General features: G+C 59.7%; 25 protein-coding genes. 12 read left to right on the plus strand and 13 right to left on the minus strand.

The window, feature by feature from the left end; genetic code table 11:
• Position 1: 1 nt before the first annotated feature.
• The 5 genes from INS80_RS06045 (at position 2) to INS80_RS06065 (ending at position 4,503) form a co-directional block, all read left to right on the plus strand.
• Positions 2-805, plus strand: coding sequence for a transglutaminase family protein (locus tag INS80_RS06045; protein ID WP_192964776.1), 804 nt, complete (start codon positions 2-4; stop codon positions 803-805).
• Positions 806-834: 29 nt separating this feature from the next.
• Positions 835-1,593: a proteasome-type protease gene (locus INS80_RS06050; RefSeq protein WP_192964777.1), complete on the plus strand. Its 759-nt coding sequence runs from the start codon at positions 835-837 to the stop codon at positions 1,591-1,593.
• 223 nt (positions 1,594-1,816) lie between these two features.
• Positions 1,817-2,623, plus strand: a complete 807-nt coding sequence (locus INS80_RS06055) for a hypothetical protein (protein ID WP_192964778.1) — start codon at positions 1,817-1,819, stop codon at positions 2,621-2,623.
• A gap of 26 nt (positions 2,624-2,649) precedes the next feature.
• The gene (locus tag INS80_RS06060; protein ID WP_192964779.1) at positions 2,650-3,123 is read left to right on the plus strand and encodes a hypothetical protein; all 474 of its coding nucleotides are present in this window, start codon (positions 2,650-2,652) and stop codon (positions 3,121-3,123) included.
• Between the two features lie 417 nt (positions 3,124-3,540).
• Positions 3,541-4,503 carry a pirin family protein gene (locus INS80_RS06065; RefSeq protein ID WP_192964780.1) on the plus strand — a complete coding sequence of 321 codons (963 nt, stop codon included), beginning with the start codon at positions 3,541-3,543 and terminating at the stop codon, positions 4,501-4,503.
• Between the two features lie 102 nt (positions 4,504-4,605).
• On the opposite strand, the gene INS80_RS06070 is transcribed toward INS80_RS06065, so the two are convergent.
• Entirely contained in the window at positions 4,606-5,367 is a 762-nt protein-coding gene (locus INS80_RS06070) for a ComF family protein (RefSeq protein ID WP_192964781.1), read from the minus strand.
• A gap of 14 nt (positions 5,368-5,381) precedes the next feature.
• Here INS80_RS06070 and INS80_RS06075 point away from each other — a divergent pair, with 14 nt between their 5' ends.
• The 4 genes from INS80_RS06075 (at position 5,382) to INS80_RS06090 (ending at position 11,310) form a co-directional block, all read left to right on the plus strand.
• The gene (locus INS80_RS06075; protein ID WP_192964782.1) at positions 5,382-6,224 is read left to right on the plus strand and encodes a methyltransferase domain-containing protein; all 843 of its coding nucleotides are present in this window, start codon (positions 5,382-5,384) and stop codon (positions 6,222-6,224) included.
• 123 nt (positions 6,225-6,347) lie between these two features.
• Entirely contained in the window at positions 6,348-7,409 is a 1,062-nt protein-coding gene (gene hemH / locus INS80_RS06080) for a ferrochelatase (RefSeq protein WP_192964783.1), read from the plus strand.
• 348 nt (positions 7,410-7,757) lie between these two features.
• Positions 7,758-8,150, plus strand: coding sequence for a hypothetical protein (locus INS80_RS06085; protein ID WP_192964784.1), 393 nt, complete (start codon positions 7,758-7,760; stop codon positions 8,148-8,150).
• Between the two features lie 157 nt (positions 8,151-8,307).
• Positions 8,308-11,310, plus strand: coding sequence for an aminotransferase class III-fold pyridoxal phosphate-dependent enzyme (locus INS80_RS06090; protein WP_192964785.1), 3,003 nt, complete (start codon positions 8,308-8,310; stop codon positions 11,308-11,310).
• Positions 11,311-11,399: 89 nt separating this feature from the next.
• On the opposite strand, the gene INS80_RS06095 is transcribed toward INS80_RS06090, so the two are convergent.
• Positions 11,400-11,582, minus strand: coding sequence for a hypothetical protein (locus INS80_RS06095; RefSeq protein WP_065272066.1), 183 nt, complete (start codon positions 11,580-11,582; stop codon positions 11,400-11,402).
• A 138-nt stretch (positions 11,583-11,720) separates the two neighbouring features.
• Positions 11,721-12,338: a L,D-transpeptidase gene (locus INS80_RS06100; RefSeq protein WP_192964786.1), complete on the minus strand. Its 618-nt coding sequence runs from the start codon at positions 12,336-12,338 to the stop codon at positions 11,721-11,723.
• Between the two features lie 166 nt (positions 12,339-12,504).
• Here INS80_RS06100 and dalA point away from each other — a divergent pair, with 166 nt between their 5' ends.
• Entirely contained in the window at positions 12,505-12,999 is a 495-nt protein-coding gene (dalA, locus tag INS80_RS06105; RefSeq protein ID WP_192964787.1) for a divisome-associated lipoprotein DalA, read from the plus strand.
• A 77-nt stretch (positions 13,000-13,076) separates the two neighbouring features.
• Here the strand turns inward: dalA and INS80_RS06110 are convergent, their stop codons facing one another.
• From INS80_RS06110 to hslO, 8 genes are all read right to left on the minus strand, one after another.
• Entirely contained in the window at positions 13,077-13,595 is a 519-nt protein-coding gene (locus INS80_RS06110) for a L,D-transpeptidase family protein (RefSeq protein WP_192964788.1), read from the minus strand.
• A 62-nt stretch (positions 13,596-13,657) separates the two neighbouring features.
• Positions 13,658-14,449 (minus strand): ion transporter, encoded by a 792-nt coding sequence (locus INS80_RS06115; RefSeq protein WP_192964789.1) that lies wholly within the window; start codon positions 14,447-14,449, stop codon positions 13,658-13,660.
• A gap of 30 nt (positions 14,450-14,479) precedes the next feature.
• On the minus strand, positions 14,480-15,727 hold the full coding sequence (locus tag INS80_RS06120) for a class I SAM-dependent RNA methyltransferase (RefSeq protein WP_192964790.1): 1,248 nt from the start codon (positions 15,725-15,727) through the stop codon (positions 14,480-14,482).
• Positions 15,728-15,795: 68 nt separating this feature from the next.
• Positions 15,796-17,649: an ABC transporter ATP-binding protein gene (locus tag INS80_RS06125; protein ID WP_192964791.1), complete on the minus strand. Its 1,854-nt coding sequence runs from the start codon at positions 17,647-17,649 to the stop codon at positions 15,796-15,798.
• Complete coding sequence (locus INS80_RS06130; protein ID WP_192964792.1) at positions 17,643-19,487, minus strand: ABC transporter ATP-binding protein; 1,845 nt, start codon at positions 19,485-19,487, stop codon at positions 17,643-17,645. The genes INS80_RS06125 and INS80_RS06130 overlap by 7 nt, the downstream gene beginning before the upstream one ends.
• 219 nt (positions 19,488-19,706) lie before the next feature.
• Positions 19,707-20,870 carry a CCA tRNA nucleotidyltransferase gene (locus tag INS80_RS06135; protein WP_192964793.1) on the minus strand — a complete coding sequence of 388 codons (1,164 nt, stop codon included), beginning with the start codon at positions 20,868-20,870 and terminating at the stop codon, positions 19,707-19,709.
• Positions 20,870-21,481: a CoA pyrophosphatase gene (locus INS80_RS06140; protein ID WP_192964794.1), complete on the minus strand. Its 612-nt coding sequence runs from the start codon at positions 21,479-21,481 to the stop codon at positions 20,870-20,872. The genes INS80_RS06135 and INS80_RS06140 overlap by 1 nt, the downstream gene beginning before the upstream one ends.
• A gap of 26 nt (positions 21,482-21,507) precedes the next feature.
• Positions 21,508-22,491 (minus strand): Hsp33 family molecular chaperone HslO, encoded by a 984-nt coding sequence (gene hslO, locus INS80_RS06145; protein WP_192964795.1) that lies wholly within the window; start codon positions 22,489-22,491, stop codon positions 21,508-21,510.
• 76 nt (positions 22,492-22,567) lie between these two features.
• On the opposite strand from hslO, the gene INS80_RS06150 reads away from it, so the two are divergent.
• Positions 22,568-23,005, plus strand: a complete 438-nt coding sequence (locus tag INS80_RS06150) for an NUDIX hydrolase (protein ID WP_192964796.1) — start codon at positions 22,568-22,570, stop codon at positions 23,003-23,005.
• A 183-nt stretch (positions 23,006-23,188) separates the two neighbouring features.
• Here the strand turns inward: INS80_RS06150 and INS80_RS06155 are convergent, their stop codons facing one another.
• Entirely contained in the window at positions 23,189-24,421 is a 1,233-nt protein-coding gene (locus INS80_RS06155; protein ID WP_439650933.1) for a PP2C family protein-serine/threonine phosphatase, read from the minus strand.
• A gap of 213 nt (positions 24,422-24,634) precedes the next feature.
• On the opposite strand from INS80_RS06155, the gene INS80_RS06160 reads away from it, so the two are divergent.
• Complete coding sequence (locus INS80_RS06160) at positions 24,635-24,958, plus strand: Hpt domain-containing protein (RefSeq protein ID WP_192964798.1); 324 nt, start codon at positions 24,635-24,637, stop codon at positions 24,956-24,958.
• A 15-nt stretch (positions 24,959-24,973) separates the two neighbouring features.
• Here INS80_RS06160 and ilvA read toward each other — a convergent pair whose 3' ends face one another.
• The gene (ilvA, locus tag INS80_RS06165) at positions 24,974-26,212 is read right to left on the minus strand and encodes a threonine ammonia-lyase IlvA (RefSeq protein ID WP_192964799.1); all 1,239 of its coding nucleotides are present in this window, start codon (positions 26,210-26,212) and stop codon (positions 24,974-24,976) included.
• Positions 26,213-26,242 lie beyond the last annotated feature (30 nt).

Genomic DNA, 26,242 nt, shown 5'->3' on the forward strand with positions numbered 1-26,242 from the left:
AATGCGACTTAAGATCGAACATTCCAGCCGATACAAATTTGATCACCCCACGCGCTATGGTCTGCAACAACTGCGACTAACCCCCAAAAGCCGCGTGGGTCAGAAGGTGGAACGCTGGTCAACGCAGATCGAGGGCGGCCGGATCGAGACCGAGTTTGAGGACCAGAACGCCAATCGGGTGTCTCTGATCTCCTTTGCGCCCGGAGCGCTTGAAATCCACGTGCGCTGTTTTGGCGAGATCGAGACCGAGGATCAGCACGGCATTGTCGGCAAGCACCGCGGTTTTCTGCCATTGTGGCTGTTCAAACGCTCGACCGATCTGACCCGCGCAAGTGCCAACGTGCGGCGCCTGACCAAGGGACTGCGGGATGCCCATGACAACGACATCACGCTTTTGCACGATCTGTCGGCGCGCATCTTAGAGGCGGTGCCTTATGCGACTGGCGAAACCCATGCGGCCACTTCGGCCGATGAGGCGATCGAACACGGCTACGGCGTCTGCCAGGACCATGCGCATATCTTCATCGCGGCCGCGCGGGCGATGGATTACCCGGCGCGCTATGTCTCGGGCTACCTGATGATGGAGGACCGCGAACAGCAGGACGCCACCCATGCCTGGGCCGAAGCCCATATCGATGGCTTTGGCTGGGTCGGCTTCGACGTTGCTAACGGAATATCACCAGATGCTCGCTATATTCGCGTTGCAACGGGACTTGATTATCGTGAAGCCGCGCCCATTTCGGGGCTCAGGTTTGGCGCGGGCAGTGAAACCTTGTCGGTGGACGTGGCCGTGCAAGAGCAATAACAGGTCCGCAACAAGAGCGGAGCGTCGCCATGACATATTGTGTTGGTCTGAAACTGAAACGCGGGTTGGTCTTCATGTCCGACACCCGGACCAATGCGGGTGTCGACAGCATCAGCGTCTTTCGCAAGATGTTCCACTGGGAAGCCGAGGGCGAACGCTGCATCACCATCATGACCGCCGGCAACCTTGGCACCACCCAGGCGGTGATCAGCCTCTTGAACGAACGCACCCTGCCGGCCGAAGAGCGGGGAATGCCTTCGATCCTGCAGGCCTCTTCGATGTATCAGGTGGCCAAACTGGTCGGGGAGACCCTGCGCGAAGTGATCCGGGATCAGGCTGGGCAGGATGGCCCCCGCGCCGAGGCGCAGTTTTCGGCCAGTCTCATCGTAGGCGGACAGGTCAAGGGCGGCGAGCCGCGCCTGTTCATGATCTATCCCGAAGGCAATTTCGTCGAGGCCGGCGAGGAGACACCCTTTTTTCAGATCGGCGAGACAAAATATGGCAAGCCCATCATCGTGCGCGCTTTTGACCCGGAGGTGAGTTTTGAGGATGCAATCAAGATCACGATGCTGAGCTTTGACTCAACCCTGAAGGCAAATCTGTCGGTCGGCCTACCTCTCGATCTCCACGTCTATCGCAAGGACAGTCTCAAGATCGGTGCGCAGCGGCGGATTGAGGTGGGTGATCCCTATTTCGATGCCCTCTCGCAGGGTTGGGGCGAGGCCCTGAAAGAAGCGGTTCAGGCTCTGCCCGCCTATTCACTTGAACAGGATGGTGAGCCTCGCTGACCCATAGCGCAGGCCGCTGAAATCCTTACACAAGACACCCAGCCCAGCGCTCCGCTGGTCTTGGCATTTGGAAAAATCGGCGGAGCCAGGCCGCACATGGTGATCCCGCCGTTCTTTTCTTCTATTCCTGATTGTTGAAAAGACACAGTCAGCCCCCGATCCCTGAGAACGCGTTGACCTGTAACTGCCCAGCACGCAGGCTCGCGGAAATTTGGGAGAGACCATGATTACCAAAAAACGACAATTGTCGCGCTCTGCGGTAGCCGTCTGTGGCGCAGTTCTGTTTTCTACCATTTTCACCAATGCCAAGGCCCAGTCGCTGCAGCCCGGCGAGCGATTATTGGCCTTCAGCTACACGAACCTGCAGCGCGAGGACGCGGGAACCGAACGCAATGCTGATACGGCCATCATCAGCTACACCTATCAGCGGACCACGCAGATGGCATTCACGGGCTATATCGGCCAAAGCCGCACCGAAGGCATTTTCCCGCCGACCCCGGCAGATCGGCAGGAAACGGACAATCCGCTTGTCGGCGTCGGCATGACCTACAGTCTAGGATCGGGCCGCGAGATCGGAGCATCATTGATCTACGGCGACATCGGTGAGGAATACACCTCGGGCGGAACTACGACGCGCGGCGACGGCGACACGCTGACGGCCTCGCTCCGCTTCAGCCAGACAATACCCCTTTCGGAGCAGGTTTTCCTAACCGGGGCGGTCTCCGGTGCCGTCAGCAAAAGCGAATATGACACCCCAGGCATCAGCAACTCATCCACATCGATCCGCTATGATGGATCGCTGACAGTTGGATACGTGGCCACACCCGATCTGGTGCTGAAGGCTGGAATCCACCGTGCCAGCGCCAACAACGTGATCACGATCACGGGTGATCGCGGCCTGACCCGCGGCAAGATCGGCGCGATCTACCGCTTCAACCAGGACACGGCGATTGCCCTGAACTGGATGGAGGGCATCGGTGCCGAAGACACCCACCAGCGCTTGCAGATCAACCTGATGCGCCGCTTCTGATGACGTCCCTCAAAAGGATGCGACTTATGACACAATCTTTTCTGACCCGCTTGACCCGTCCATTCCTGCTGCTTCTTGTGCTTGGGATGGCGGCATGTACGACCTACAGCGGCCCGATCACCGGCACCGCTGCCAGTGAAACCCGCCAGATCGAAACAGCAAATGGCGAGACCTTTTCCGTCACTGTCGAGGCTCTGACCCGCCACGTGACCATCGTATCCAGTATTGACCCTTCAGACCGCGAACCTTTCGATGCCTATGTAACTCGCATCACGATCACAGACGCCAATGGCCAGGACCGCGTTGTCTTCGTTCCGCAGGGCGAAATCACGGAGAGCGGGCAATTCTCCAATACAAGAAAAGCCGGATTCAGAAACCCTGAGAAAGCCATAAAAGCTGGATGGGATTTTGTTAACAAAGAGTTTTCCGGAGTGCCCTTCAGCTTTGTCGAGCCGCCGATCGATGCTCATCTTGATGCCATCGATACGGTTACCAACTGACGGGTCGGCCCCGACTGTCCGTTGCGGCCGGAGAGCGGGGCCTGACCACGAAAAGGGAACCCGCACTCGAGACAGGATTGCGATGTCACCGATCTGACCATCACCTGCGAAGACACCGACAGCAAAGTTTGCTATGTCGCGTACATACCCGGCCTGAGCGTTGCCGCAGCGCTGGCAGAGCGGATCATCACCTATGCACGGGACGCGGGTCAAAAGATGATACCCCTGCGCCCGTTCTTTGGCGCTTAAATCGCACGCCACAAGGATGACACGGCCGACGTATTCAGTTGAGATTTTGCCTGCCTTTGCGGAAAAAACGTATTGCCAAGAGCCCGCTCGACAGGCTCGGCAACTGCTCTACGATTAAGCGCTGGATATGGATGACCTGATCCCCACAGCAATTCCCGGAGAACCCGAATGAGCTGGAACCCAACGCAAGATCCAAACTGCCCTGATGCGGAATGCAGCGCGCTTGAGACACTGATCATTCCACGGGCCCGCGATCTTGGCGGCTTTGAGGTGCGGCGTGCCCTGCCCTCGCCCAAACGCCAGATGGTCGGCCCCTTTATCTTTTTCGACCAGATGGGACCGGCTGAGTTCATCACCGACGGCGGCATTGATGTGCGCCCACACCCGCATATCGGGCTGGGCACCGTGACCTATCTTTATCAGGGAGAGTTCGAGCATCGCGACAGCATCGGCACCCATCAGATGATTTATCCCGGCGAGGTCAATTGGATGGTGGCAGGCAGCGGGGTCACCCACTCGGAGCGCACCTCCGAGGAGACCCGCGCCACACGTCACAAGCTGTTCGGCATTCAGACCTGGATCGCCCTGCCCGAAGACAAGGAAGAGATGGCGCCCGATTTCGAGCACCACAAGGAAGCCGCCCTGCCAGTTATCCAGAGCGAAGGCGCAACCGCGCGGCTGATCTTGGGCGATGCCTATGGGGAACGCAGCCCCGTGACCATGCAGTCGGAAACCTTTTACCTTGATGTGGTGCTGGAGCCGGGAACGGGGTTTCCCCTGCCGGACAACCATGAGGACCGCGGTCTCTATGTGACCCAAGGCAGCATCGAGGTCGCGGGCGATACATTTGAGGCAGGCCGCATGATGGTGTTCCGCCCCGGTGACCGGATATCGGTAAAGGCCGGTCCGGAAGGGGCCCGGTTGATGGCGCTTGGCGGCGCAACAATGAATGAAGGCCGCTATATCTGGTGGAATTTCGTCTCTTCTTCAAAAGACCGGATCGAAGAGGCGAAGGACGCCTGGAAAGCTGCGGACTGGGCAAATGGCCCTTTCCGCCTGCCTCCCGGCGACAACGAGGAGTTCATCCCCATTACCGACCAGCTTGAGGGACGGCTGCCTCTGCGCAAGTGATCCTTTCGGTATTGGTCCCTACCGGGCGCGGTACCAACAGTGCCGTGTCCGACGCTGTGTTTTGTATCTCAAAGCGCATCCAAAACGGTTCGGACATCCCGCTCATGCACCCGCTTTCTGCCAATCAGGCTCACGATACGCGCGCTGCACCCGTGCTAGCACCGCCACCCGCACCTCCGATGCCCCGGCCTTGAGGCAGGCATCCGCGCAGGCCGAAAGCGTCGCGCCCGAAGTCATCACATCGTCTACCAGCAAGATGGCACGCCCCCTGATCAGGGCCTCATAGCGCACAGGCAGGTGTATCGCCTCCGCCAAGAGCCCGAACCGCTCGGCCCGCGAGCGTCCATCCAGCGAGGGCGTCTTGCGGGCGCGCCGCAGAAGATCGGGCCAATAATCAAGCCCGGCCCGCCTTGCCAATGCCTCGGCCAGCAGGGCCGATTGGTTATACCGCCGTTTCAAAAAACGGCTCCAATGCAGGGGCACCGGACAGATCAGGGGATTGTCCCGCAACAAGGACAAAGCGGCGCGCTCCATCCAGGCTGCCGCGTGGGTGGCGATATCCAGCCGGTCTCCGTGCTTCAACGCCAACACCAGTTGCCGGGCCTTTCCCTCATAGATCAGCGCCGCCCGGCCCTGGCTCCACGGGCGCGGACTTGAAAGGCAATCATCGCATTCAACACGAAACCCATCGTAGTCTCCCGGCAGTGGCACCCCGCACCCGTCGCAGACCGTGCCCGAAATGAACTCAGCTTCCCGCCAACAGGGGCCACACAGACCCGGCTCCTGATTGACCAGCCCCCCGCAGCCCAGGCATTGCGGTGGATAGATCATTGAAACAGCGGTTTGAAACCGGGCGTGTAGCATATAAATAGCTCCCCATGACGCACACTCCCACAGCACAGCCAAAGCTGTTTGACAGGAAAGCACTGGTCGCGAATAGAGCCCGGCGGCAGCTAAAGGCTCTGTTCCTGCACGAGATGGCCAGGAACGAGGTCGAGGATCGACTCCTCTTGGTTAACAGAACCTTTACCGCCCCAGCCGTGGTGACTCCTTTTGCGGAAGTGTGGGATGCCGGTCTGACCGGATCGCTGGCGGGCGCCAAGCTGGTTCCTGACGATGACGTTCTGGATCTGGAGCCCGGCGCTCATGATCTCGTGATACATTCCATGGGCTTACACTGGGCAAACGATCCTGTGGGACAGTTGATCCAATGTCGCCGCGCTCTCAAAGAAGACGGGCTACTGCTAACCGTTCTGCTGGGAGGACAGACCCTGCAAGAGTTGCGTGTCGCCCTCGCTGGGGCTGAATCCGAGGTGCTGGGCGGCTTGTCTCCGCGAATCGCCCCGATGGGTGAAGTGCGCGATCTGGGCGCCCTTTTGCAACGCGCCGGGTTCGCACTGCCGGTTGCCGATGTGGTGCCCCTGACGGCCGAATACCGCGACCTGACCCACCTGATGCACGAGTTGCGCGCGATGGGCGAGGCCAACGCACTGGAAAGCCGCCTGCGGCGCCCTGTCCCGCGGCGCCTGTTCACCCGCGCCGAAGAAATCTATCGCGATCACTTTGCAACCGAAGAGGGCCGCCTGCCCGCCAGTTTCGAACTTATCTGCCTCACCGGCTGGTCCCCATCCGAAAGCCAGCAGAAACCGCTGCGCCCCGGTTCGGCGCAGATGCGCCTTGCCGATGCTCTGAAGGTGCCCGAGACGAAGCTGCCGGAATAGCCCGACTGACCCAGACGATAGGGGAACCTTCTGGATGCGCAAATGTGATCCGATTGGTCTTTGCCCGCGTATGCCTTTACTGTTCCACCGCAACTAAAGATGCCAACCGCACAGGACTCCGAAATGCTGGATTCGACCTCAACCGCCAAATGCCCCGTCCACGCTCCCGCCGACCACCCCAAGGTCATGCCGGAGAAAGTGGGGATCCTGTTGGCGAACCTCGGCACGCCGGACGATTACAGCTACTGGCCCATGCGCCGTTACTTGAACGAGTTCCTGTCGGACAAACGGGTGATCGACTATCCGTCGTGGAAGTGGCAGCCGCTGCTTCAGCTCATCATCCTGACCAAACGCCCGTTCAGCTCGGGCGAGGCTTACAAATCCATCTGGAACCACGACAAGGGCGAAAGCCCGCTGATGACCATCACCAAAGATCAGACCGCAGAAATGGCCAAGGTCCTGACGGATCGCTACGGGGATCAGGTCATGGTCGATTTCTGCATGCGCTATGGAAACCCCTCGACCAAGTCCAAGGTCCGCGAGATGGTGGCGGCCGGCTGTCAGAAAATCCTCTTTGTGCCGCTTTACCCGCAATATGCCGGTGCGACCTCGGCCACCGCGAACGACCAGTTCTTCCGCGCCCTAATGGAAGAGACCTGGCAGCCCGCCGCCCGCACCATCGCCCCCTATTTCAACGAGCCCCCCTATATCGAGGCGCTGGCCCGCTCTGTCGAAGAGGCCTACGCCAAGGCCGAGAAACGCCCCGATATCCTTGTCGTCTCCTACCACGGGATGCCGAAACGCTATTTGATGCAGGGCGACCCCTACCACTGCCAGTGCCAAAAAACGACGCGCCTGTTGAAGGAACGCCTTGGCTGGCAAGACACCGAGATCACCACGACGTTCCAGTCGGTTTTCGGCCCCGAGGAGTGGCTGAAACCTTATACCGTCGACCACGTCGCCACGCTCGCCAAGGAAGGCAAAAAGAACATCGCCGTGATCGCCCCGGCCTTTTCCGCCGATTGCATCGAAACGCTGGAAGAGATCAACGAGGAGATCAAGGAAAGCTTTGAAGAGGCAGGCGGGGAAGAGTTCCTCTATATCCCCTGTCTCAACGACGACGCCGATCACATCGCGGCGCTGGCAGGCGTGATCGAGCAGAATTTGAAGGGTTGGCTGGACTGAGGTTTGGAGACTTGCTCTATTTCACGTCGCCTCATGCAATAAACGTGACAGGCTGATCTGGTTGTGAAACTACTTAAGCAATCGAACCCGAGGAAAATACAAGATGGCACACGGCATTTTCACCGTTGTTGCCATCATCGCTGTGACTGCGGCGGTCAACGTATCTCTGTACAAGATTTGGCGCTTCCGAAACCCTGATAGAAAAGGGGTTCTGCAGTTTTGGAATGACTTAGGCAGCTTTCGCGACAAATTGGTGTTGCCACTTATGGCCCTTCATTGGCTTGTTTACCTCTTGATAATTGGAGCCCTCGCTTAGGTCATGTTGACACTAGGGGAAACCACTAGGGCATGAGTGCCAAACAAATAAAATTAACATGTATTGCCCTGGTTATCCTTGCCTTGGGATTGGACGTCTTCTTTGCCCATCTGGCTGACAAGCGCATCCAGCGTGTCGTCCACTACTTGGACCAACACCTCAGCGAGGTCGATCTTGGTGCAGAACAAGGAAAACGTTACTTCGAACGATTTGGCAACGAGTTCAACTATTACACATTCAAGACGTGTCTAATAAGAAGAACCGAGGCTGGAAACGAAAAATGGACCTACACATTTCACTATGCCAGACCTTATCCAATTTTGCTTGGCGGCATGAACAGAAACAGCTTTCGGTTCAAAGAATGCGGTCAGTTTCTGCCCATCAAAGTATTGTTTGATGGGACTATTCAAAGACTGGATACCTGAATGCCCCGGGGCGGGTTTGTGCACTGCCATCCACACGCGCCCCGCATCCCAGAACAGTTTTCATATCATCACACCTCCGCAGGTCCGGCAGGGTGTTTTGCTCTTCCACGTTTTGCTCTAGGGATCCAATATACGAATAAGCTTGTCGGGGGATTTGATGACGAACAGACATTGGGCAGCTGCCTTGGCGGCGCATTGGGGGATCGAGGCAGAGCTGACGCGCCTTGATGGGGAGTATGATCTGAACTTCCTTGCGCGCACGGCGGATGGCGCTGGCTATATCGTCAAGGCAATGCGTCCAGGATGTCCGGAAGAGCTGGTCGATCTGCAGGTTAAAGCGTTCGAACATGTCGTCAATGCCGCACCTGACCTGCCCTGCCCCCGCGTGATCCGCAGCAGCGATGGCGCTGCGATGCTGTCCATCGCCGACGAAAGTGGCGCCAAACGCTTGGTCTGGGTGATCAACGAACTCCCCGGTCGCTGCTATGCCAAGGCTGCCCCCAAAAGCGCGGCCCTCATCCACGAGGTGGGCGCGGTTCTGGGCCGCATGGGCAAGGCCTTGGCGGATTTCCAGCACTCAGGTCTTGAACGCGATTTCAAATGGAACCTCATGCAGGCAGGTTGGATTGCAGATGAACTGGACTGCATCACCGATCCGGCGCGCGGCTCCCTGTTGGAAGAGATCAGTGCCAAGTTTTCCGACCTGCTTCCGGCCCTGACACAGCTGCCAGCACAGGCCATCCACAATGATGCCAATGGCTACAACATCATCGTCGCGGGCAACCTGAGCGAGCCGCGCCGGGTGTCCGGCCTTATCGATCTTGGCGATATGTGCAACGCGCCGCGTGTCTGCGATCTGGCGATTGCGGCGGCCTATATCGTGCTGGACCACCCCGAACCCGAAGCCGCCCTTGCCGCCCTTGTGGCGGGCTATCACGCCGCCAATCCGCTGACCCCGGCAGAGGTGGACATGGTCTGGCCATTGCTGCGGATGCGGCTGGCAGTCTCGGTGGTAAATTCCACCCTGATGGCCGCTGAAAACCCGGATGACCCTTACGTGACCATCTCTCAGGCGCCTGCCTGGCGGTTCCTGGAAGGCCATGACCTGAACAGCAAGCTGGTCAACGCCCGCCTGCGCGCCGCCTGCGGCCTGCCCGTGGTCGACGGCGCTGACCGGGTTCTGGCGTGGCTTGATGCGGAGCGCGGCAATTTCGCCCCGCTGATGGGCACGGATCTGAGCGAGACCCCAATGGGATCGCTTTCGGTCGAAAACTCCACTTGGCCGCTGAACCCCTTTGACATGCCCCTCGCTGAAGCCGCACGCGTGAGCGAGGAATACGGCAGCGGCATCTGGCTTGGCTATTACAACGAACCCCGGCTGATCTACACCGCGCCCGCCTTCCGCAAGGGGCGCTGGAAGGCCAGCAATCGTCGCACGGTGCATCTGGGCGTGGATGGGTTCGCTCCTGCAGGAGCGCCCCTATATGCGCCGCTAGCGGGCGAGGTCTTCATCGTCGAGAACCGCGCACATCACCTCGATTATGGCGGCACCATCATCCTGCGCCATGAAACCCCGGCTGGCGACAGTTTCTATACTCTCTATGGACATCTGGACCCGGAGTGCTGCAACCGCCTGAAACCCGGTGATACCGTGGAAAGGGGCGAAGCCTTCTGCCGTCTAGGCGATCCGACGCAGAACGGCGGCTGGGCACCGCATGTGCATTTCCAGCTTGCCATGACCACCGACGGGATCGAGGCCGACTGGCCCGGTGTGGGGGATCCGGACGAGATGTACCTCTGGCACGCGATCTGCCCCAACCCGGCGGCGCTGATGAACCTGCCGGACGAGAAGACCTGCTACCGACCTGCCGACAAGGGCGAGATTCTGAACGCGCGACGCGCTCATTTCGGGGAAAACCTGCGCCTGACCTATTCGGATCCGGTGATGCTGCTGCGCGGATGGAAGCACCATCTGTTCGACGAATGGGGCAGGCCCTATCTGGATGCCTACAACAACGTACCCCACGTCGGCCACGCACATCCGCGCATTCAGGCGGTGGCAGCGGATCAGCTGAAGCGGATGAACTCCAACACCCGCTATCTGCACCCCGCGCAGGTGGCTTTCGCGGAAAAAGTGCTGTCGAAACTACCGGACCCCTTCGAGGTCTGCTTTTTCGTCAACTCGGGCACCGAAGCGAACGAGCTGGCCCTGCGCCTTGCCCGAGCCCATACCGGCGGAAAGGGGATGGTGACGCCGGATCATGGCTATCACGGCAATACCACCGGGGTGATCGACATCTCCGCCTACAAGTTCAACGCACAGGGCGGCATCGGTCAATCAGACTGGGTCGAACTCGTCGAGGTCGCAGACGATTACAGGGGCAGTTTCAAACGCGATGACCCGGATCGCGCGCAGAAATTTGCAGACCTGGTTGACCCGGCCATTGCCCGTCTAAAGGACAAGGGACACGGGCTGGCCGGTTTCATCGCCGAGACCTTCCCCTCGGTCGGCGGTCAGATCATCCCGCCCAAGGGGTACCTGCCAGCCGTCTATGAAAAGATCCGCGCCGCGGGCGGTGTCTGCATTGCAGACGAGGTTCAGACAGGGCTGGGGCGCCTTGGTGACTATTACTTTGGTTTCGAACACCAAGGCGCGCTGCCCGATATCGTGGTCATGGGCAAACCCATCGGCAACGGACATCCCCTGGGGGTGCTGGTCACCACCCGCGCCATTGCCGAGAGTTTCGCCAAGGGTCCGGAGTTTTTCTCGACCTTCGGCGGCTCCACCCTCTCGTGCCGCATCGGCAAGGAGGTGCTGGACATCGTCGATGATGAGGGGCTGCAGGAGAACGCCAGAGCCATGGGCGCGCGGCTCATGGCGGGCCTGCGGCAGTTGGAGGAGAAACACGCCAGTGTGGGCGATGTGCGCGGGATGGGACTATTCCTGGGGGTGGAGCTGATCCGCGATGATGGCTCAGAGGCCACCGAGGTCTGTTCCTACATCAAGAACCGGATGCGCGATCACCGGATCCTGATCGGCAGCGAAGGTCCCAAGGACAATATCCTCAAGATCCGCCCGCCTCTGACCATTGATGCCGAGGACGTGGAGATGATCGTTGCGACGCTGGATCTGATCCTGAACGAGATTGCGGCCTCCTAACAGGGGCCGCAAAGACACCCAGGCAAAAAACAGGCAAATAAAAAAGGCGGTGAAAACCCACCGCCTTTTTAAATTTTCTAACGAAGCAATTAGTTGCTTGCGACAGCTGCGCCAACCAGAACCAGCAGCAGCAGCGGCAGCAGGATGCCGGAAGACGAGCTTTCGGCCTGCTCAACGATCACCGGTGCTTCGATGACGGGCTCTGCCAGGTTGCCGGCAGAAGCGGTGGAAGCAGCAGCAGTCAGAGCAGCAGCGATAACGAGTTTTTTCATGTTAACCTCCAGAATTCGCGCCGGGCATACCTATACCCAACGCACCCAAGACATATCTCGTGTTTTTTTCTAAACAGCTAACTTGCGGGAATGCAAATGCTTGTTTCCGAAGTTGGCCGCGCAGGCGCCGAAATGTCGTCAAATAAGCAACACTTGAGTGCCTACCTTGGTCATCTCGAACAGCTGGGCGATATGTTCATTATACAGGCCGATACAGCCGTTGGAGGATTTTCGCCCGATTTTGCGCGTATCATGGGTCCCGTGGATGCGGTAATACTTCCACGAGAGGTACAATGCGTGTGACCCAAGAGGGTTATCCGGACCCGGCGGGATAAACTTTGGCCATTCCGGGTTACGCTTAAGCATGTTCGGAGTCGGTGCCCAGCTTGGCCCGTCTACCTTTCGAACAACCTTGGTGCGGCCACGCCGGGTCAGATCATCCGACAAGGGAACAGATGAGGGGAACAGCCGGTAGACCGATTCGTCCTCGGACCAGTAGTGCAGCGCGCGGCTGTCGATATCGACCAGGATCGCCCCGTTGCGCAGAGTGTCAAAATAGGGGCGCCAGTTTTTGGCCCGAAAGGATGAGATGTTGCGCTTTACAGGGGGTTCAGGTTCTGGAGGCGGACGCAAAGGATCATAAGCGACCTCAGCGTCTTCCGCCATTTCCTCGGCGAAGGCTGGCGCTGACACCAGCGCGGCGGAACCGGCCAGAAATTGGCGCCGGGAGGGGGTATCAAACAAGCGACGTGTCATGGAATTCGGTCCTGCACATAAAACTAGATCAGCCACATAATATGGCTGGAAAGCCTCAGTCGCAAATCAAACCACCCCTAGGATCCGCCGATTGAGCCCGACAGGTTTGCACCTGTGCCACAGGGACGCTAAGTGCAAGGTCACCGTGACTTGAACGAGAAGCCCAATGACGCGCGTATTTCTGATCCTGGCCGCTGCCCTCGTAACCCTTGCCGCTGCCTGCACTCCCGTTCCGCACAGCGGCGAAGGAAGCGGACAGGTCTATCGCATTCGCAACGCCGACAAGGTTCAGGTTCGCATGCTCGACTCGATCAACGCTCTGCGGCAAGCAGCAGGCGCTCCAGCTGTTCAGTTGAACGCCCAGTTGAACGCCGCCGCCGCGACGCATTCTCGTGACATGTCAGTGCAGAACCGTCCCTGGCACTTTGGATCGGACGGCTCCTCGCCGCTGGATCGGGTGGCACGAACCGGGTATCCGGGCACCCTTTTGGGCGAAGCGATCTCGGAAACCTACGAGAATGAGCTGCAGACCCTGACCGCCTGGATGGAAGATCGCGGCACCCGCGCTGTCATTCTTGACCCAAAAGCCACGAACATGGGCTTTTCCTGGTTCCAGGAGCCGAATGGCAAGCTGTGGTGGACGCTGGTGATGGGCGGGTGACGCCCAGGCCTGCGCGGTCTGCATGACCCGGGAACAGGAACCGGGCACACCCACAGACTGATGATCAAACAGCCCTATCAGGCGCGCAGCGTGATGAGGGTGCCGGTTCTGACCATCGCATAGACCTCTTCGATCTCGTGGTTCTTCACGGCAATACAGCCTGCGGTCCAGTCACGCACACGCAGCGCGCGCTTGCGGTCCTTGTGGTCGTTCGGCTCCCCATGGATAAAGATCTCTCCACCAGGCTTTTTACCCATCGACTGGGCCAGCGCCACATCGGTCGAGTTCGGGTAAGAGATTCCGACTGACAGGTGAAAGCTGCTGTTGGGATTGCGCCGGTCGATCAGATAGGTGCCTTCCGGCGTTTTCCCGTCGCCTTCGACCCGCTTTGGTCCGACCGGAGCAAAGCCCAGATCCACATCATATGAACGCAGCACCTCCTCATTGTTCAGAAGGTACATCTTGCGCGCGCCCTTGTTGACCACGATCGAGGTCACTTCAGGTCCATTATACGCCTTGAACTTGCTGTCGGCCTGGCTGCATCCGGCCAAAGCCAAAGAGGATGCTGCCCCAATCCCGAATTGCCGCCTGTCCATTTTCTGCCCGCTCTTTGTGTTTGTTTCGATCGAAAATACACTGATTCACGGCTTCGGCAAAATCACTTCTTCGTCTGCTCTGCCCCCGCGCTCGCGGTTCCCGCAAGGCGTCGCTCGATGGCCTCAAGCCGGGATAGCACCTGATCGCGATAGGCGTCGGTACGTTCGTTGTCTTCCTCGGCATGGGCATCCTGCATCGAGTTGACGATGAGACCCACCAGTAGGTTCACCACAGCAAAGGTGGTGACCATGATGAAGGGCACGAAGAAGGCCCAGGCATAGGGGTAGACATCCATCACAGGGCGCACGATCCCCATGGACCAGCTTTCCAAGGTCATGATCTGGAACAGGGAGTAGGCGCTTAGGCCAAGGTTTCCGAACCATTCCGGGAAACTGTTCCCAAACAGTTTCGTCGCCATGACTGCGCCGATGTAGAAAATGATCGCCATCAGCAGAAAAACTGAGCCCATACCAGGCAGCGCGGTGATAAAGCCTTCAACCACCCGGCGCAGGCGCGGCGCGACAGAGATGACTCGCAACACGCGCAAAATTCTGAGTGCCCGCAAGACCGAAAGGCCCTGTCCAGCCGGAAGCAACGCAATGCCGACGATCACGAAATCGAAGATGTTCCAGCCGCTGAGGAAAAAACGGTGTCGCGAGACGATAAGCTTAGAAAGGATTTCCGCCACAAAGATCGAGAGGCAGATCTTATCGATCATCAGAACCAAAGGACCGATCCGGTCCATGATCGCCGGTGAGGTCTCCATCCCCAGCGTCACGGCGTTGACCAGAATGACCGCCGTGATAAAGCGGCTGAAACGAGCGCTATCAAGGATCTTGCGAAGGGTATCCATTACGGTTGTCACTCCACGTGCGTTTGGCAATCAGGAAGGAAGGGTGAAACTGGCAGCAAGTTCCGTATGGGCGGACCAGCGGAACTGGTCAACCACCTGCACCCAGTTGAGCCGGTAGCCCGCATCCACCAGTACCTTGGCATCGCGGGCAAAGGTCACCGGATTGCAGGATACATAGGCAATCACTGGCGTGCGCGCCCGAGAAAGCTCGGCCACCTGCGCCTCACCACCGGCGCGGGGCGGGTCGATCACTGCGGCCTCGAAGTGGGCGCCAAAGGGATTGAGGTCTTCCGGCAAAAGCGGGTTTCGGAAGAGATCACGCACCTCGCTGGTGACCTTCTTGAGGCCTTGCGCCTGCCGCCAGCCCGAATCAAGCGCGGCGATCATCGCGCGCTCGCCCTCGACCGCATGCACTTCGGCGTCTTTGGCAAGCGGCAGCGCAAAGGTGCCGCAGCCCGCAAAAAGATCGACGATGCGCTTGGCGCCTTTGGTGATTTCCCGTACCGCCGCGAGCAAGGCCGCTTCACCATCCTTGGTGGCCTGCAGAAAGGCACCCGGCGGCGGGCAGACGCGGGCCGCACCAAAGGCCTGCACCGGTGGCTGCTCCATCGCCACCTGCTCGTCCGCCCAGGTGAGGCGCGCAACGCCGTTCTGCCAGGCGATCCGCGCCAGCTCCACCCGCAGGGGGCCATCCAGCGGCTTGCCATCGCGTACCCTGACATCAAGCCCCACCTCGGAGGTGGTCAGCGTCACCGACAGGGGCGTCTTGCGGCTGGCACCAGCCATGGCGAGTTCCTCAGCGAAGGGGATCGCCTTGATCAGCACGGCATCCAGCAGGTGACAATCGGGGATCGGGGTGATCACATCCGATGCGCGCCCGTGAAAGCCCGCCATCGCGCCCTTCTTGGTGCGGCGCACGGTCAGGGTGGCGCGGCGGCGGCTGCGCGGAGGTGATGTGTGGATCGGGCGAAACTCCGCCTCGAGCCCCTGCGCCCGCAGCGCGTTGCGCACCACATCGACCTTCCAATCGGCGACATAGTCGTCACTGGCATGCTGCAATTGGCAGCCACCACAGGATTTATAGTGGCGGCAAGGTGCCTGCACCCGCGCATCAGAGGGCGTTTCGATACGGATGTCGGTCAGTTGGCTGCCGCTCGCCACGCCGCTGATGACCTCACCCGGCAGGGTACGGGCGGCGAAAAGCGGACCGTCGGCGATCCCGTCTCCCTGCGCGCCAAGGCGCAGGATCGTGGCTGTGGTTCTGGCTGCGTCTGTCATGGGGTCTAGATAGACTGCACCTGTCCTTTGCAAAAGGGACAAAGCTCGCAAATCAACCGGCTTTTGACTTACTCAGCCGCCTCGGGTGTCTGTTCATCCGTCCCGATAAAGCCACCGGACTGGCGCGCCCAGAACTGGGCATAGCGCCCGCCCAGCGCCAAAAGCTCTTCATGGCTCCCGCTCTCGACCATCTCGCCCTGATCCATGACGATGATCCGGTCCATCTCGCTGAGGGTGGACAGCCGGTGTGCGATGGCCAGAACCGTTTTGCCCTCCATCACCCGTTCCAGCGCGGTCTGGATCGAAGCCTCAACCTCAGAATCCAGCGCCGAGGTCGCCTCGTCCAGCACCAGAATAGGCGCGTCTTTCAGAATGGCGCGGGCCAGGGCGATCCGCTGGCGCTGCCCACCCGAAAGCTTGACGCCCCGCTCCCCAAGATGCGCGTCATAGCCGCTGCGCCCCTGCCCATCGGCAAGGTCCTGGATGAACTCATGCGCCTCGGCCTTTTTCGCCGCTGCGATCAGCTCTTCCTCGGTCGCATCCGGGCGTCCATAAAGGATGTTCTCACGCGCTGAGCGGTTGAACATGGCGGTTTCCTGCGTGACCATACCGATCTGGCGCCGCAAACTGTCCTGCGTCACATGGGCCACATCCTGATCGTCGATCAGCACGCGCCCGCCTTCAGGGTCGTAAAGGCGTAGGAGCAGCGAAACCAATGTGGATTTCCCCGCGCCCGAAGCGCCCACGATGCCCAGTTTTTCACCGGGGTGGATGGTCAGATCGACGCTGCGCACACCGCCGATGTCACGACCATAGGAGAAGTCGACGCCATCAAATGTCACCTGCCCTTCGCGCACGGTGAGATCGCGCGCATCGTCAGCATCGGTGATCCGGTCAAAGCGGGCCAGCGTCTTGATGCCGTTTTCGACCTCACCCACGTTGGCGTAGATCCCCATCAATGCAAAGCTCAGCCAGCCGGTCATCTGAGCAAGCCGGATCGCGATGGTTCCTGCAGCGACGATATCGCCTTCGGTGGCCTGCCCCGCCTGCCATAGCATCAGTGAAGCGCCGATCATCATAACCGGCAGAATCCCGGCGCAGCCCATCAGGAAGAACCGGAAACTCGCGGACAGCGTGCCAAGATGCAGCCGTGCCTCGCGATAACCGGCCATGGCGCCCTTGGCGCTTTCCTCTTCATTGCCGGCATGGGCGAACAGCTTCACCGTCTTGATATTGGTGATCGTGTCGACCACCTGCCCCGAGACCATCGCCCGCGCGCCCGCCATCTTGCCCGAGCGCTGCCTGATGCGCGGCAGGAAATAACGGATCAGGGCGAAATAGCCGATCAGCCAGACCGCAAACAAAAGGGTGATCCGCCAGTCGATGGAACCCAGAAGGACAAAGGTGCTGGCAAGGGCCGCAAGGCCAAAGATCACCACGTTGATCCCTTCGACAGCGACCTGTGTCATAGCGTTGGCAGTCTGCATCTGCTTTTGCGCGATACGGCCTGCGAAATCGTCGTCGAAATAGCTGACCGACTGGCCCAAAACCCAGGTGTTGAGCCGCGACAGGATCAGCGGAGAGATAAAGGGCTGTACCAGAACCGAATTGGCAAAGGCTCCAAGCCCCAGGATCGCCGGGCGCAACAGCAGGAAGAATGCGACAAAGGCAATAACCACCGGCATGTGCTGCGTGAAGAACGCCTCCGGTCCCGCCTCCACCGCCGTGTCGATGATATAACCCAGAAGGAAGGCGTTGAGCGTATCCATCCCCCCAGCAAGGATCGACAGGATCACAAATATTCCCAGCACCGGCCAAGCCCCCGCCAGCGCCCAGCGCGTGAAGGCCACAAGAGTGTTCGGTGGCGGGCCAGAGGCAGGGCGAAATGGATCCAGCCGCCGGTCAAGAAAGGATTTCAGCATTGCTCTGTCGCCTCTGCATTTAGGAACCCGCCCGACTGGCGCGCCCAGAACTGAGCATATAGGCCATCTTTTTGCAAAAGCGCGTCATGGCTGCCTTCTTCGACGATTCGGCCCTGATCCAGCACCAGGATCCGGTCCATCTGGGCGATGGTGGACAAGCGATGGGCAATGGCGATCACCGTCTTGCCCTCCATCATCCCGTATAGGGTCTTCTGTATCGCAGCCTCGACCTCGGAATCGAGCGCTGAGGTGGCCTCGTCCAGCAAGAGGATCGGCGCATCTTTCAGGATGACCCTTGCAAGGGTGATCCGCTGGCGCTGCCCTCCGGACAGTTTCACACCGCGCTCGCCCACATGGGCATCATAGCCCCTTCGGCCCTGCGGATCCTCAAGGTCCAGGATGAAGTCATGTGCCTCGGCCTGACGCGCGGCGGCGATCATCTCCGCTTCACTGGCACCGGGACGCCCGTAAAGGAGGTTCTCCCGCACCGAACGATGCAAAAGCGCGCTGTCCTGCTGAACCATGCCAATATGGCTGCGCAAGCTATCCTGTGCAACGCCTGCGATGTCCTGCCCATCGATCAGGATCTGGCCCCTGTCCGGATCGTAGAACCGCAGAAGCAGCTTAACGAGGGTCGACTTCCCCGCACCCGAGCGCCCGATCAGGCCGATCTTTTCGCCGGGGTGAATGGTCAGGCTGATGGCATCCAGCCCGCCGGCCGCGCGACCATAGTGGTGCGACAAGTCCCGCAACTCGATCTCGCCATTGGTCAATTGCAAAGGCTGCGCATCCGGGCGATCCACCAGATCAATAGGCTGGGCAATGGTGCGCATGCCCTCGGCGACAACGCCAAGCTGGCGGAAAAAGGATGTGAGCGCCCACATTATCCAACCCGTCATGGCATTGAGCCGCAGCGTAAGCGCCGTCGCGGCCGCCACCACCCCGACCGAAGCCGCGCCCTGCATCCACAACAGGAAGGCCCAGCCGACAACGCCGACGATAAGAAGCCCATTCAAAACCACCAGCACCGCGTCCATAACGGTGAAGATCCGCATCTCGGCCTGGAAGGTGGTACGCGCATCCTCGATCGCTTCTTTCGCATAACTGAGCTCGCGGCTGTTATGGGCGAACATCTTAACCGAGTGGATGTTGGAGTAGCTATCCACCACCCGCCCCGTCACGGTCGAACGCGCATCCGAAGCCGCCTCGGAAGCCGGTCCCACGCGCAGGATCGTCCAGCGCACCAGCAGGGCATAAAGCGCAAACCAAATCGCCAGTGGCAGCATCAGCCGCGCATCGGCAGCAAGCAGCAGGATGCCCGCCCCTACCAGATAGGCCAGCGCAAAGGTGATGGCGTCAAAGACCTGAAACACCACTTCACCTGCCGCGGGGGGCGTCTGCATGATCCGGTTGGCGATGCGTCCGGCGAAATCGTTCTCGAACCAGCTGACCGACTGGCGCAGCACGTGGCGATGCGCCCGCCAGCGGATGAGCGTGCCAAAATTGGGCAGTATCGCGTTATTCAGAAGGAGCACGTCCACCAGCTGCAAGGCGGGCCGAATGAACAGGATTAACAGGGCCACGATGATCAGCTCGCTCCCGTGATCCTGCCAGACCTGCGCGGGGGATCCGCCAAGCAGATCCACCACCCGGCCCATATAATAGATCAGCCCGATTTCGATCGCGGCCACCACAACGGACATCAGGCCGGTAAGAACAAATATACGTTTGAAGGGCTGCGCATAGTCGCGCAAAAACGGCCACAGCCGGGTCGGAGGCGTGTCCGTCTCAGGATAGTCGCAATAAGGATCAATGAGGTTTTCGAAGAAACGAAACATGGCGGGTGCTCCAAGTCATTGAGCGAATTCAAAATGCAAAACATGCGTCATCAGAGGGGTGCCGAAGGGCCCCTGACAAACGGGCGGTATCGGCGTTAGCTGTACCAGATCCCGTAATACATGCGCATTCCTCCCGGAGCTTTTCGTTCGGACACAGGGATTCCGGTGCAAATCGGCTTTGTCACCCCTTGATGTCTCAATATGTAACTTTGCGGTTCCTCAGTCACTCAGCAGATTCAAAAGCGCCCTGCGATCAAGGGCAAAATCCGATGCGATCCACTCAGCCTCCAGCCGTTTTAGTGCAGCGCCTAGCGCAGCGCCGCTCAGGTCCGGCATCAGATCCCGCGCCGCCACCGGGAGGGTCTGGGACGCCCCTTGGCCCACCTCTTCCAGAGCCGCAGTCTCAAGCGGTTGCTCCATCAGCGCCGCGCGCAGCAGCAGCGCATCGCACCCCTGCTCTGCCCCAAGACGATAGCCTAGCTCGCCCGCACCCATCGTACCCGTCGCGGCCTCATAAATACGATCCAGCTTGCGCACCTGTTCCTTGCTGAGTCTCAGGGCGCCTTGCAGATCCGCACCGCCACTGATGCTCGCCAGACGCCGGATCGGATCAGGTTTCAGACCGGCCTCCTCCTCGAGATGGATCAGCGGCGCCAGCGCGCGGTCCTCGGACCCCGGCAGGATCTGCCCCAATACCCCAGTCTGCCGCATCACGGAAATCGCGGGTGCCGGGTCGGGCGCGCCAAGGAGTTTCAGCAGCTCGGCCCCTACACGTTCACGTGAGAGCCGTTCCAGCCCATCCAAATTGGCCGCGATCGCCGCCAAGGCATCTGGGTCAAAACCTGCCTCCTGATCCCCATACCAGGCATGAAAGCGGAAATAGCGCAGCGAACGCAAGTAATCCTCTCGGATACGGTCTTGGGCAGTGCCAATGAAACGGATGCGACGCGCTTTCAGATCCTGCATGCCGCCCAGCGGGTCGACAATACTGCCATCTGGGCGCGCATAGAGCGCGTTCACCGTAAAATCGCGCCGCGCGGCATCCTCGGCAATGTCGGTTGCAAAAGCCACGACCGCGCGGCGGCCATCGGTGGCGACATCCTTGCGAAAGGTGGTGACCTCATGCGGGATACCGCCTTCGATCAGGGTAACGGTGCCATGCTCGATCCCGGTTGGAACCGCGCGGATCCCGGCCTTCTTTGCCAGGTCAAGCACAGTCTCAGGCGTTGCATTAGTCGCGATGTCTATATCTGAAACAGCCACCCCCAGAAGCGCATTGCGCACGCAGCCCCCCACAACAAAGGCGTCCGCTCCATCGGCTGTCAGGGCCGCAAAAACGGCTTGAGTCTCTGGTGCAGAAAGCCAGGGCTGGTCGATCCGCATCACGCCCCCATCCGATCCGCGAACTGGCGCAGCATTCGTGCAGTGGCACCCCAGATGTAATAGGGGCCAAAAGGCACGGTGTAGTACCGGCGCCGTGTCCCCCGCCAGCGGCGGGATTCGACAATATAATTTCGAGGATCAAGCACGTGGGACAGCGGCACAGAAAAGACCTCATCCACTTCTCCCGCCTCTGGACGGATCTCGAACTCGGAGCGCAGAACGGCCACCACCGGGGTCACCTGAAAGCTGGTGACGGTCTCATGGGTCGGCAGATGGCCGATCACTTCTGGCAGGTCCTGCGGCAGGCCGATTTCCTCCCAGGCTTCACGCAGGGCGGCGTGGGTCACATCCCGGTCGCCCTCGTCCACCTTGCCGCCGGGAAAGGCGATCTGGCCCGGATGGTGTTTCAGCGCAGAGGAGCGTTTCGTCAGGATCAGGTGTGGCTTAGACCCAACCAGAGAGATCGGCACCAGAACTCCCGCTGGGCGCAGCTTGCGCCCCGGTGGCAACTCGAACTCAGGGTTGAGGTCGAAATCCGAGGAGCCATCGCCCTGCCCGGTCACGATGGCCCGGCGCAGGCGGCCTGTCAGCTCCTCGGGGGTGTCATACATCTGTGGGCCTGTTCGGTTGTCGGGCGTTACGTCGGCGGGTTTTCTGCATCAAAGCCCAGCGTCTTTGGGTCAAGATCGTAATGGGCCCCGCAGAATTGGCAATCGGCGGTAACCCGACCATCCTCGGTCGTCATCTTCTCCAGATCCTTGGCCGAGTAGATCGACAGGCTGTTGCGCACGCGCTCTTCAGAACAGGTGCAGCCGAATTCCACCGGCTGCGCATCAAATACGCGTGGGCCCTCCTCGTGGAACAGGCGCACCAGCAGATCGGTCGGGGTGACGGTCGGGCCAATCAGCTCCAGATCCTCGACCGTCTCCAAGAGCATGTTGACCCGATTCCAGTTCTCCTGCGTGTCACCCGAGACCAGATCATCGGCATTCAGAATATCGCCACGCCCCTGGAGTTCAGCGGCAAAGGGGGAGGCCTTTGGCATGTGCTGCAGCATCACGCCGCCCGCGCGCCAATGTTCCGCGACGCCCGGCTCGGAGGATTTACCAAAGCTGAGGCTGAACCGCGTCGGCAGCTGCTCGGACTGGGCAAAATAGGCTTCGGCACAGGAGGACAGCGATCCACCCGCCAAAGGCGTGATCCCCTGGTAGGGCTGCATGTCCTTGCCTTGGTCGATCATGATCGCAAAATACCCCTCGCCCACCTGATCAAAGGGCAGCCCCGGTGTCAGCCGTGCGGCGTCGTAGCTGGCATAGGCGCGGATCTTGGCCGGTTCGCCCTCGGCCTGGGGGGCGTAGTAGTCAGTTGCGATCATCCGCACGGCGCCCTTGGACTGCACCTGCAGCGACAGTTTCCACTGCAGCTTGATCGTCTGCCCGATCAGAGCGGTCAGCAGGGCCATCTCGGCCACCAGCGCTTCGACCTGGGGCGGGTAGTCATGCTGTTTCAGAATACCGTCGAGCACGCCATCAAGACGCGCGACGCGACCCCGCATGTCGGAGGCATCAAGCTGGAAGGGCAGGACCGTATCGTCCCACGCGATTTTCGAACCAAGAGTCATGGGGTTTCCTTACACGCCGGAGGTTGGCATATCGAGCCTATATAGGGTTTTCCCATTTGGAGTGAAGGGGGCGCAAGTGATCAGGCGATTTGGTGAGCCGCCAGAGGCAGGGCGGGATTACAGGTTGCGGCCGGGGATCTACGCGCTGTTGCCGCGGGATGGTAGGCTGCTTTTGACCTGCCAGATGGATCCGGGGCCGGACATCCAGCTGCCCGGAGGCGGGATAGATCCGGGGGAAGCACCCATTCCGGCCCTGCACCGTGAGGTATTTGAGGAAACCGGCTGGAGCATCGGCCGTCCGCGCAGGCTCGGCGCCTTTCGCCGGTTCGTCTTTATGCCGGAGTATGATCTTTGGGCTGAAAAGCTGTGCCATATCTACATGGCCCGCCCGTTGCGCCGTCTCGGCCCGCCGACAGAAGCAGGTCACGAAGCGCTGTGGATGACGACTCAGGAAGCCGTGCATCATCTTGGCAACCCCGGTGACCGTCATTTCGCAGAGCAGCTTTTCGCCTAACACTCCACCGCCTTGGGCGTCGGCAGCGATCGTCCTACGAAAGCATCCGGTGCAACCGCTGCACGCAACAGCGTGCAGCCTGGTCCAATAAGAGGAAAAGGTCCTTGATCATCGCGCCATTCGCAGGAGTATTTCGTTCAAGCACCTAGGTATCGGCCGAGAGGTTCAGTCGAAAAGCGCTGCTCAGGGGCCTTCATATTCGAACAGCGTGGCCGAGACGTCATCCTCAAGGCCATGTTCCTGCGACAACATCTGGGTCAGGTTCCAATAAAGGTCGTCAAGGAACTCCTTACCGCTCTGACGACCGTCGCACTTCTTGACCAATTCAAGAAGCCCCTCCGCTTCCAGCATTTCACCGCTTTCAAGACGCGCCTCGGTGAAACCGTCGGAATAAAGCAGCAACCTGTCGCCTTTTTCGAGAACCAACTCTTCCTGACTGTAGCCGATATCAGGCACCAGACCGACAGGTACGCCGCCTTTGCCGATGAATTCCGCGCTACCGTCCTTGCGCAAGAGCAGCGGATGTGGATGCCCCGCCTGCACCATCTTCAAAACCCCACTGCGCAGATCGACGGTGCAATAGGCCATGGTGAAATATTCTTCGATGCCGGTGTCAGCGATCAGACGCGCATTCAGCAGGCTGGCGACCTCTTCCGGTGGACGCAGGGCATAAAACCGATTGAATCGCTTCTCCATGCCCACGTTCTGATCAAAATATGTCGAAGACAAATACCCGCCCAGTCGCGCAGTCATCATCGCCGAAGTGATCCCGTGGCCGGACACATCCACCGAGTAGAACCCGATTCTGTTGACCCCGGGACAGAACATGCCCACCAGATCGCCACCAATATGGCCGCAGGGCTTGAGCAGGAGACTGACGGTCGAGGAGCCGAATTTCTTTGACAACTCCGGGACAAGTGATTCCTGAATTTTCCGGGCCTGAATCAGATCCTTGTCGATTGCATCATAGACCCGTTGCAATTCGCCCAAGGTCTCCGAGACGATACGATTTTTCTCTGAAAGCTCCCGCTGCATGCGCAGGATCCGTTCACCCGCAGAAATCCGGGCCCGCAACTCGTCCGAGCTCACGGGTTTGGTCAGAAAATCATCTGCCCCCGCATCTAGCCCTTCAGCCACCTCATTCTTTTCGCTCTTTGAGGTCAGGAGGATAAAATAGCTATAGTTATCAGTAGATTGCTTGCGAAACGCCCGACAGAATTCGATACCGTTCATCCCCGGCATCATCCAGTCGCTGAGGATCAGGTCGGGTGGATCAGCCAAACAGATTTCCATCGCCTGTTCGCCGCTCTCGGCCTCCAGGACGTTGAAACCCCATTTTTTCAGGGACGCGACAAGGATCCGGCGCTGAAGCCGACTGTCATCGACAACCAGAACACGGTTGATCGAGCCGCTCATGGCGTTTTCCTCATGGTCCACTGGACTGTCTGGCAGCAACTATCGATACCTCATACACTAGCAACGAATTGGCTCGCAATGGGAACAGTATCAAGCCGGTTCTTTAATGGGACGTGAAACCTAAAATTTGAAACACACCATCGCTTCACTCAAAATTTACGGGTTGGGCCTTATGAAATACTTACGAAGCAAAGAAAACCGGGAACTTTTGCCATGATCGATTGGCTACGTGTCAAAGAACTCCGCGAAGAAGTTGGTGAAGAGGACTTCGACGAAGTCGTGGAACTGTTCCTGGAAGAGGTGGAAGGTGTCATCGGCAAGCTGCGCACCGGAGATCGTAGCGCGCTTGAGCAGGATCTGCACTTTCTGAAAGGCAGCGCCATGAACCTTGGCTTTGACGACTTTTCTGTCCTTTGCATGAAAGGCGAGCGTGACTCTGCTGCCGGGGCGGCCGCTTCGGTTGACCTCGACGCCGTATTCGTCTCCTACGAGCAATCCAAGGCCGAGTTTCTTGCCAAGCTTCCAGCCCTGGCCTGAATACGTCTAAAGAGCCTAGATCAGGAACTGCGCCAGTGTTTCGTCATTGGTGATGTCCGTATAGGTCATCCCCGCTGCATCAAGACGCGAAAACAGCGCAGCGAAATTCTCTGGCCGCTTGGTTTCGATCCCGATCAGGACCGAGCCAAAATTGCGCGCTGATTTCTTCAGATACTCGAACCGGGCGATATCATCCTCGGGACCGAGGATGTTCAGGAACTCCTTCAGCGCGCCAGGCCGCTGGGGCAGGCGCAACAGGAAATATTTTTTGATCCCCGAATAGCGCAGCGCCCGTTCCTTGACCTCTGGCAGGCGCTCGAAATCGAAATTTCCGCCCGAGGTCACACAGACCACGCTTTTCCCCCGGATCCAGGATCGCACATCATTCAGCGCCTCGACCGCCAGCGCACCGGCGGGCTCCAGCACGATGCCTTCGACATTCAGCATCTCGATGATGGTAGAGCAGATGCGGTCTTCGGAGATGGTGATCACATCCGGCAAGGGAATGTGTTTCAGCAGATCAAAAGGCTGCGCCCCGATGGTGCCCACCGCCGCGCCATCGACAAAGGTATCGACCTTATCGAGCGCAACCGGATGCCCCGCCGCGATGGCCGCGCGCAGGCACGCCCCGCCATTGGGTTCGACAAACAGGCAATGCACCGCATCGCCAAAGAAGGTCGCAACGCCCGAGGACATGCCACCCCCGCCCACCGGCAGAATCACATGGTCCGGCGTGCCGCCGAATTGTTCCTCGATCTCCACCGCGATGGAGGCCTGCCCTTCGATCACGTCACTGTCGTCAAAGGGCGACAGGAAATGCCCGCCCTCGCGCGCGCACCACGCCTGCGCGGCGGCCAGCGTGTCATCGAAATAGTCCCCGGTCAGGTGCACCTCGATATTGTCGCCGCCGAACATGCGGGTCTTCTGGATCTTCTGCTGCGGCGTTGTGACCGGCATGAAGATCACGCCGCGCTTGTTCATATGCTTGCACATGAAGGCCACGCCCTGTGCGTGATTGCCAGCCGAGGCGCAGACGAACAGTTCCTGATCGGGCTGCTTGCGCATGGCGTTCAAGGCACCGCGGATCTTGTAGGAACGGACCGGGCTCAGGTCCTCACGCTTGAGGTAGATATCCGCCTCGAACCGCTCCGAGAGGTGGACATTGCGCTGCAGGGGCGTCGCGGGAAACACCTCGCGCATGGCCGCCTCGGCGGCGCGGGCGGCATCTTTGAACCGGGTCTGAAAATCGCTCATACCCTTTCAGTGGCCCAAGCCCGCCCCCAA

Origin of the sequence: Phycobacter azelaicus, assembly GCF_014884385.1 — a bacterium.
GTDB lineage: Bacteria > Pseudomonadota > Alphaproteobacteria > Rhodobacterales > Rhodobacteraceae > Phycobacter > Phycobacter azelaicus.

Bases quoted from the DNA above. Each gene is read 5' to 3' on its own strand.
- INS80_RS06045 (WP_192964776.1), top strand. From the start codon at position 2: ATGCGACTTAAGATCGAACATTCCAGCCGATACAAATTTGATCACCCC.
- INS80_RS06050 (WP_192964777.1), top strand. From the start codon at position 835: ATGACATATTGTGTTGGTCTGAAACTGAAACGCGGGTTGGTCTTCATG.
- INS80_RS06055 (WP_192964778.1), top strand. From the start codon at position 1,817: ATGATTACCAAAAAACGACAATTGTCGCGCTCTGCGGTAGCCGTCTGT.
- INS80_RS06060 (WP_192964779.1), top strand. From the start codon at position 2,650: ATGACACAATCTTTTCTGACCCGCTTGACCCGTCCATTCCTGCTGCTT.
- INS80_RS06065 (WP_192964780.1), top strand. From the start codon at position 3,541: ATGAGCTGGAACCCAACGCAAGATCCAAACTGCCCTGATGCGGAATGC.
- INS80_RS06070 (WP_192964781.1), bottom strand. From the start codon at position 5,367: ATGCTACACGCCCGGTTTCAAACCGCTGTTTCAATGATCTATCCACCG.
- INS80_RS06075 (WP_192964782.1), top strand. From the start codon at position 5,382: ATGACGCACACTCCCACAGCACAGCCAAAGCTGTTTGACAGGAAAGCA.
- hemH (WP_192964783.1), top strand. From the start codon at position 6,348: ATGCTGGATTCGACCTCAACCGCCAAATGCCCCGTCCACGCTCCCGCC.
- INS80_RS06085 (WP_192964784.1), top strand. From the start codon at position 7,758: ATGAGTGCCAAACAAATAAAATTAACATGTATTGCCCTGGTTATCCTT.
- INS80_RS06090 (WP_192964785.1), top strand. From the start codon at position 8,308: ATGACGAACAGACATTGGGCAGCTGCCTTGGCGGCGCATTGGGGGATC.
- INS80_RS06095 (WP_065272066.1), bottom strand. From the start codon at position 11,582: ATGAAAAAACTCGTTATCGCTGCTGCTCTGACTGCTGCTGCTTCCACC.
- INS80_RS06100 (WP_192964786.1), bottom strand. From the start codon at position 12,338: ATGACACGTCGCTTGTTTGATACCCCCTCCCGGCGCCAATTTCTGGCC.
- dalA (WP_192964787.1), top strand. From the start codon at position 12,505: ATGACGCGCGTATTTCTGATCCTGGCCGCTGCCCTCGTAACCCTTGCC.
- INS80_RS06110 (WP_192964788.1), bottom strand. From the start codon at position 13,595: ATGGACAGGCGGCAATTCGGGATTGGGGCAGCATCCTCTTTGGCTTTG.
- INS80_RS06115 (WP_192964789.1), bottom strand. From the start codon at position 14,449: ATGGATACCCTTCGCAAGATCCTTGATAGCGCTCGTTTCAGCCGCTTT.
- INS80_RS06120 (WP_192964790.1), bottom strand. From the start codon at position 15,727: ATGACAGACGCAGCCAGAACCACAGCCACGATCCTGCGCCTTGGCGCG.
- INS80_RS06125 (WP_192964791.1), bottom strand. From the start codon at position 17,649: ATGCTGAAATCCTTTCTTGACCGGCGGCTGGATCCATTTCGCCCTGCC.
- INS80_RS06130 (WP_192964792.1), bottom strand. From the start codon at position 19,487: ATGTTTCGTTTCTTCGAAAACCTCATTGATCCTTATTGCGACTATCCT.
- INS80_RS06135 (WP_192964793.1), bottom strand. From the start codon at position 20,870: ATGCGGATCGACCAGCCCTGGCTTTCTGCACCAGAGACTCAAGCCGTT.
- INS80_RS06140 (WP_192964794.1), bottom strand. From the start codon at position 21,481: ATGTATGACACCCCCGAGGAGCTGACAGGCCGCCTGCGCCGGGCCATC.
- hslO (WP_192964795.1), bottom strand. From the start codon at position 22,491: ATGACTCTTGGTTCGAAAATCGCGTGGGACGATACGGTCCTGCCCTTC.
- INS80_RS06155 (WP_439650933.1), bottom strand. From the start codon at position 24,421: ATGAGCGGCTCGATCAACCGTGTTCTGGTTGTCGATGACAGTCGGCTT.
- INS80_RS06160 (WP_192964798.1), top strand. From the start codon at position 24,635: ATGATCGATTGGCTACGTGTCAAAGAACTCCGCGAAGAAGTTGGTGAA.
- ilvA (WP_192964799.1), bottom strand. From the start codon at position 26,212: ATGAGCGATTTTCAGACCCGGTTCAAAGATGCCGCCCGCGCCGCCGAG.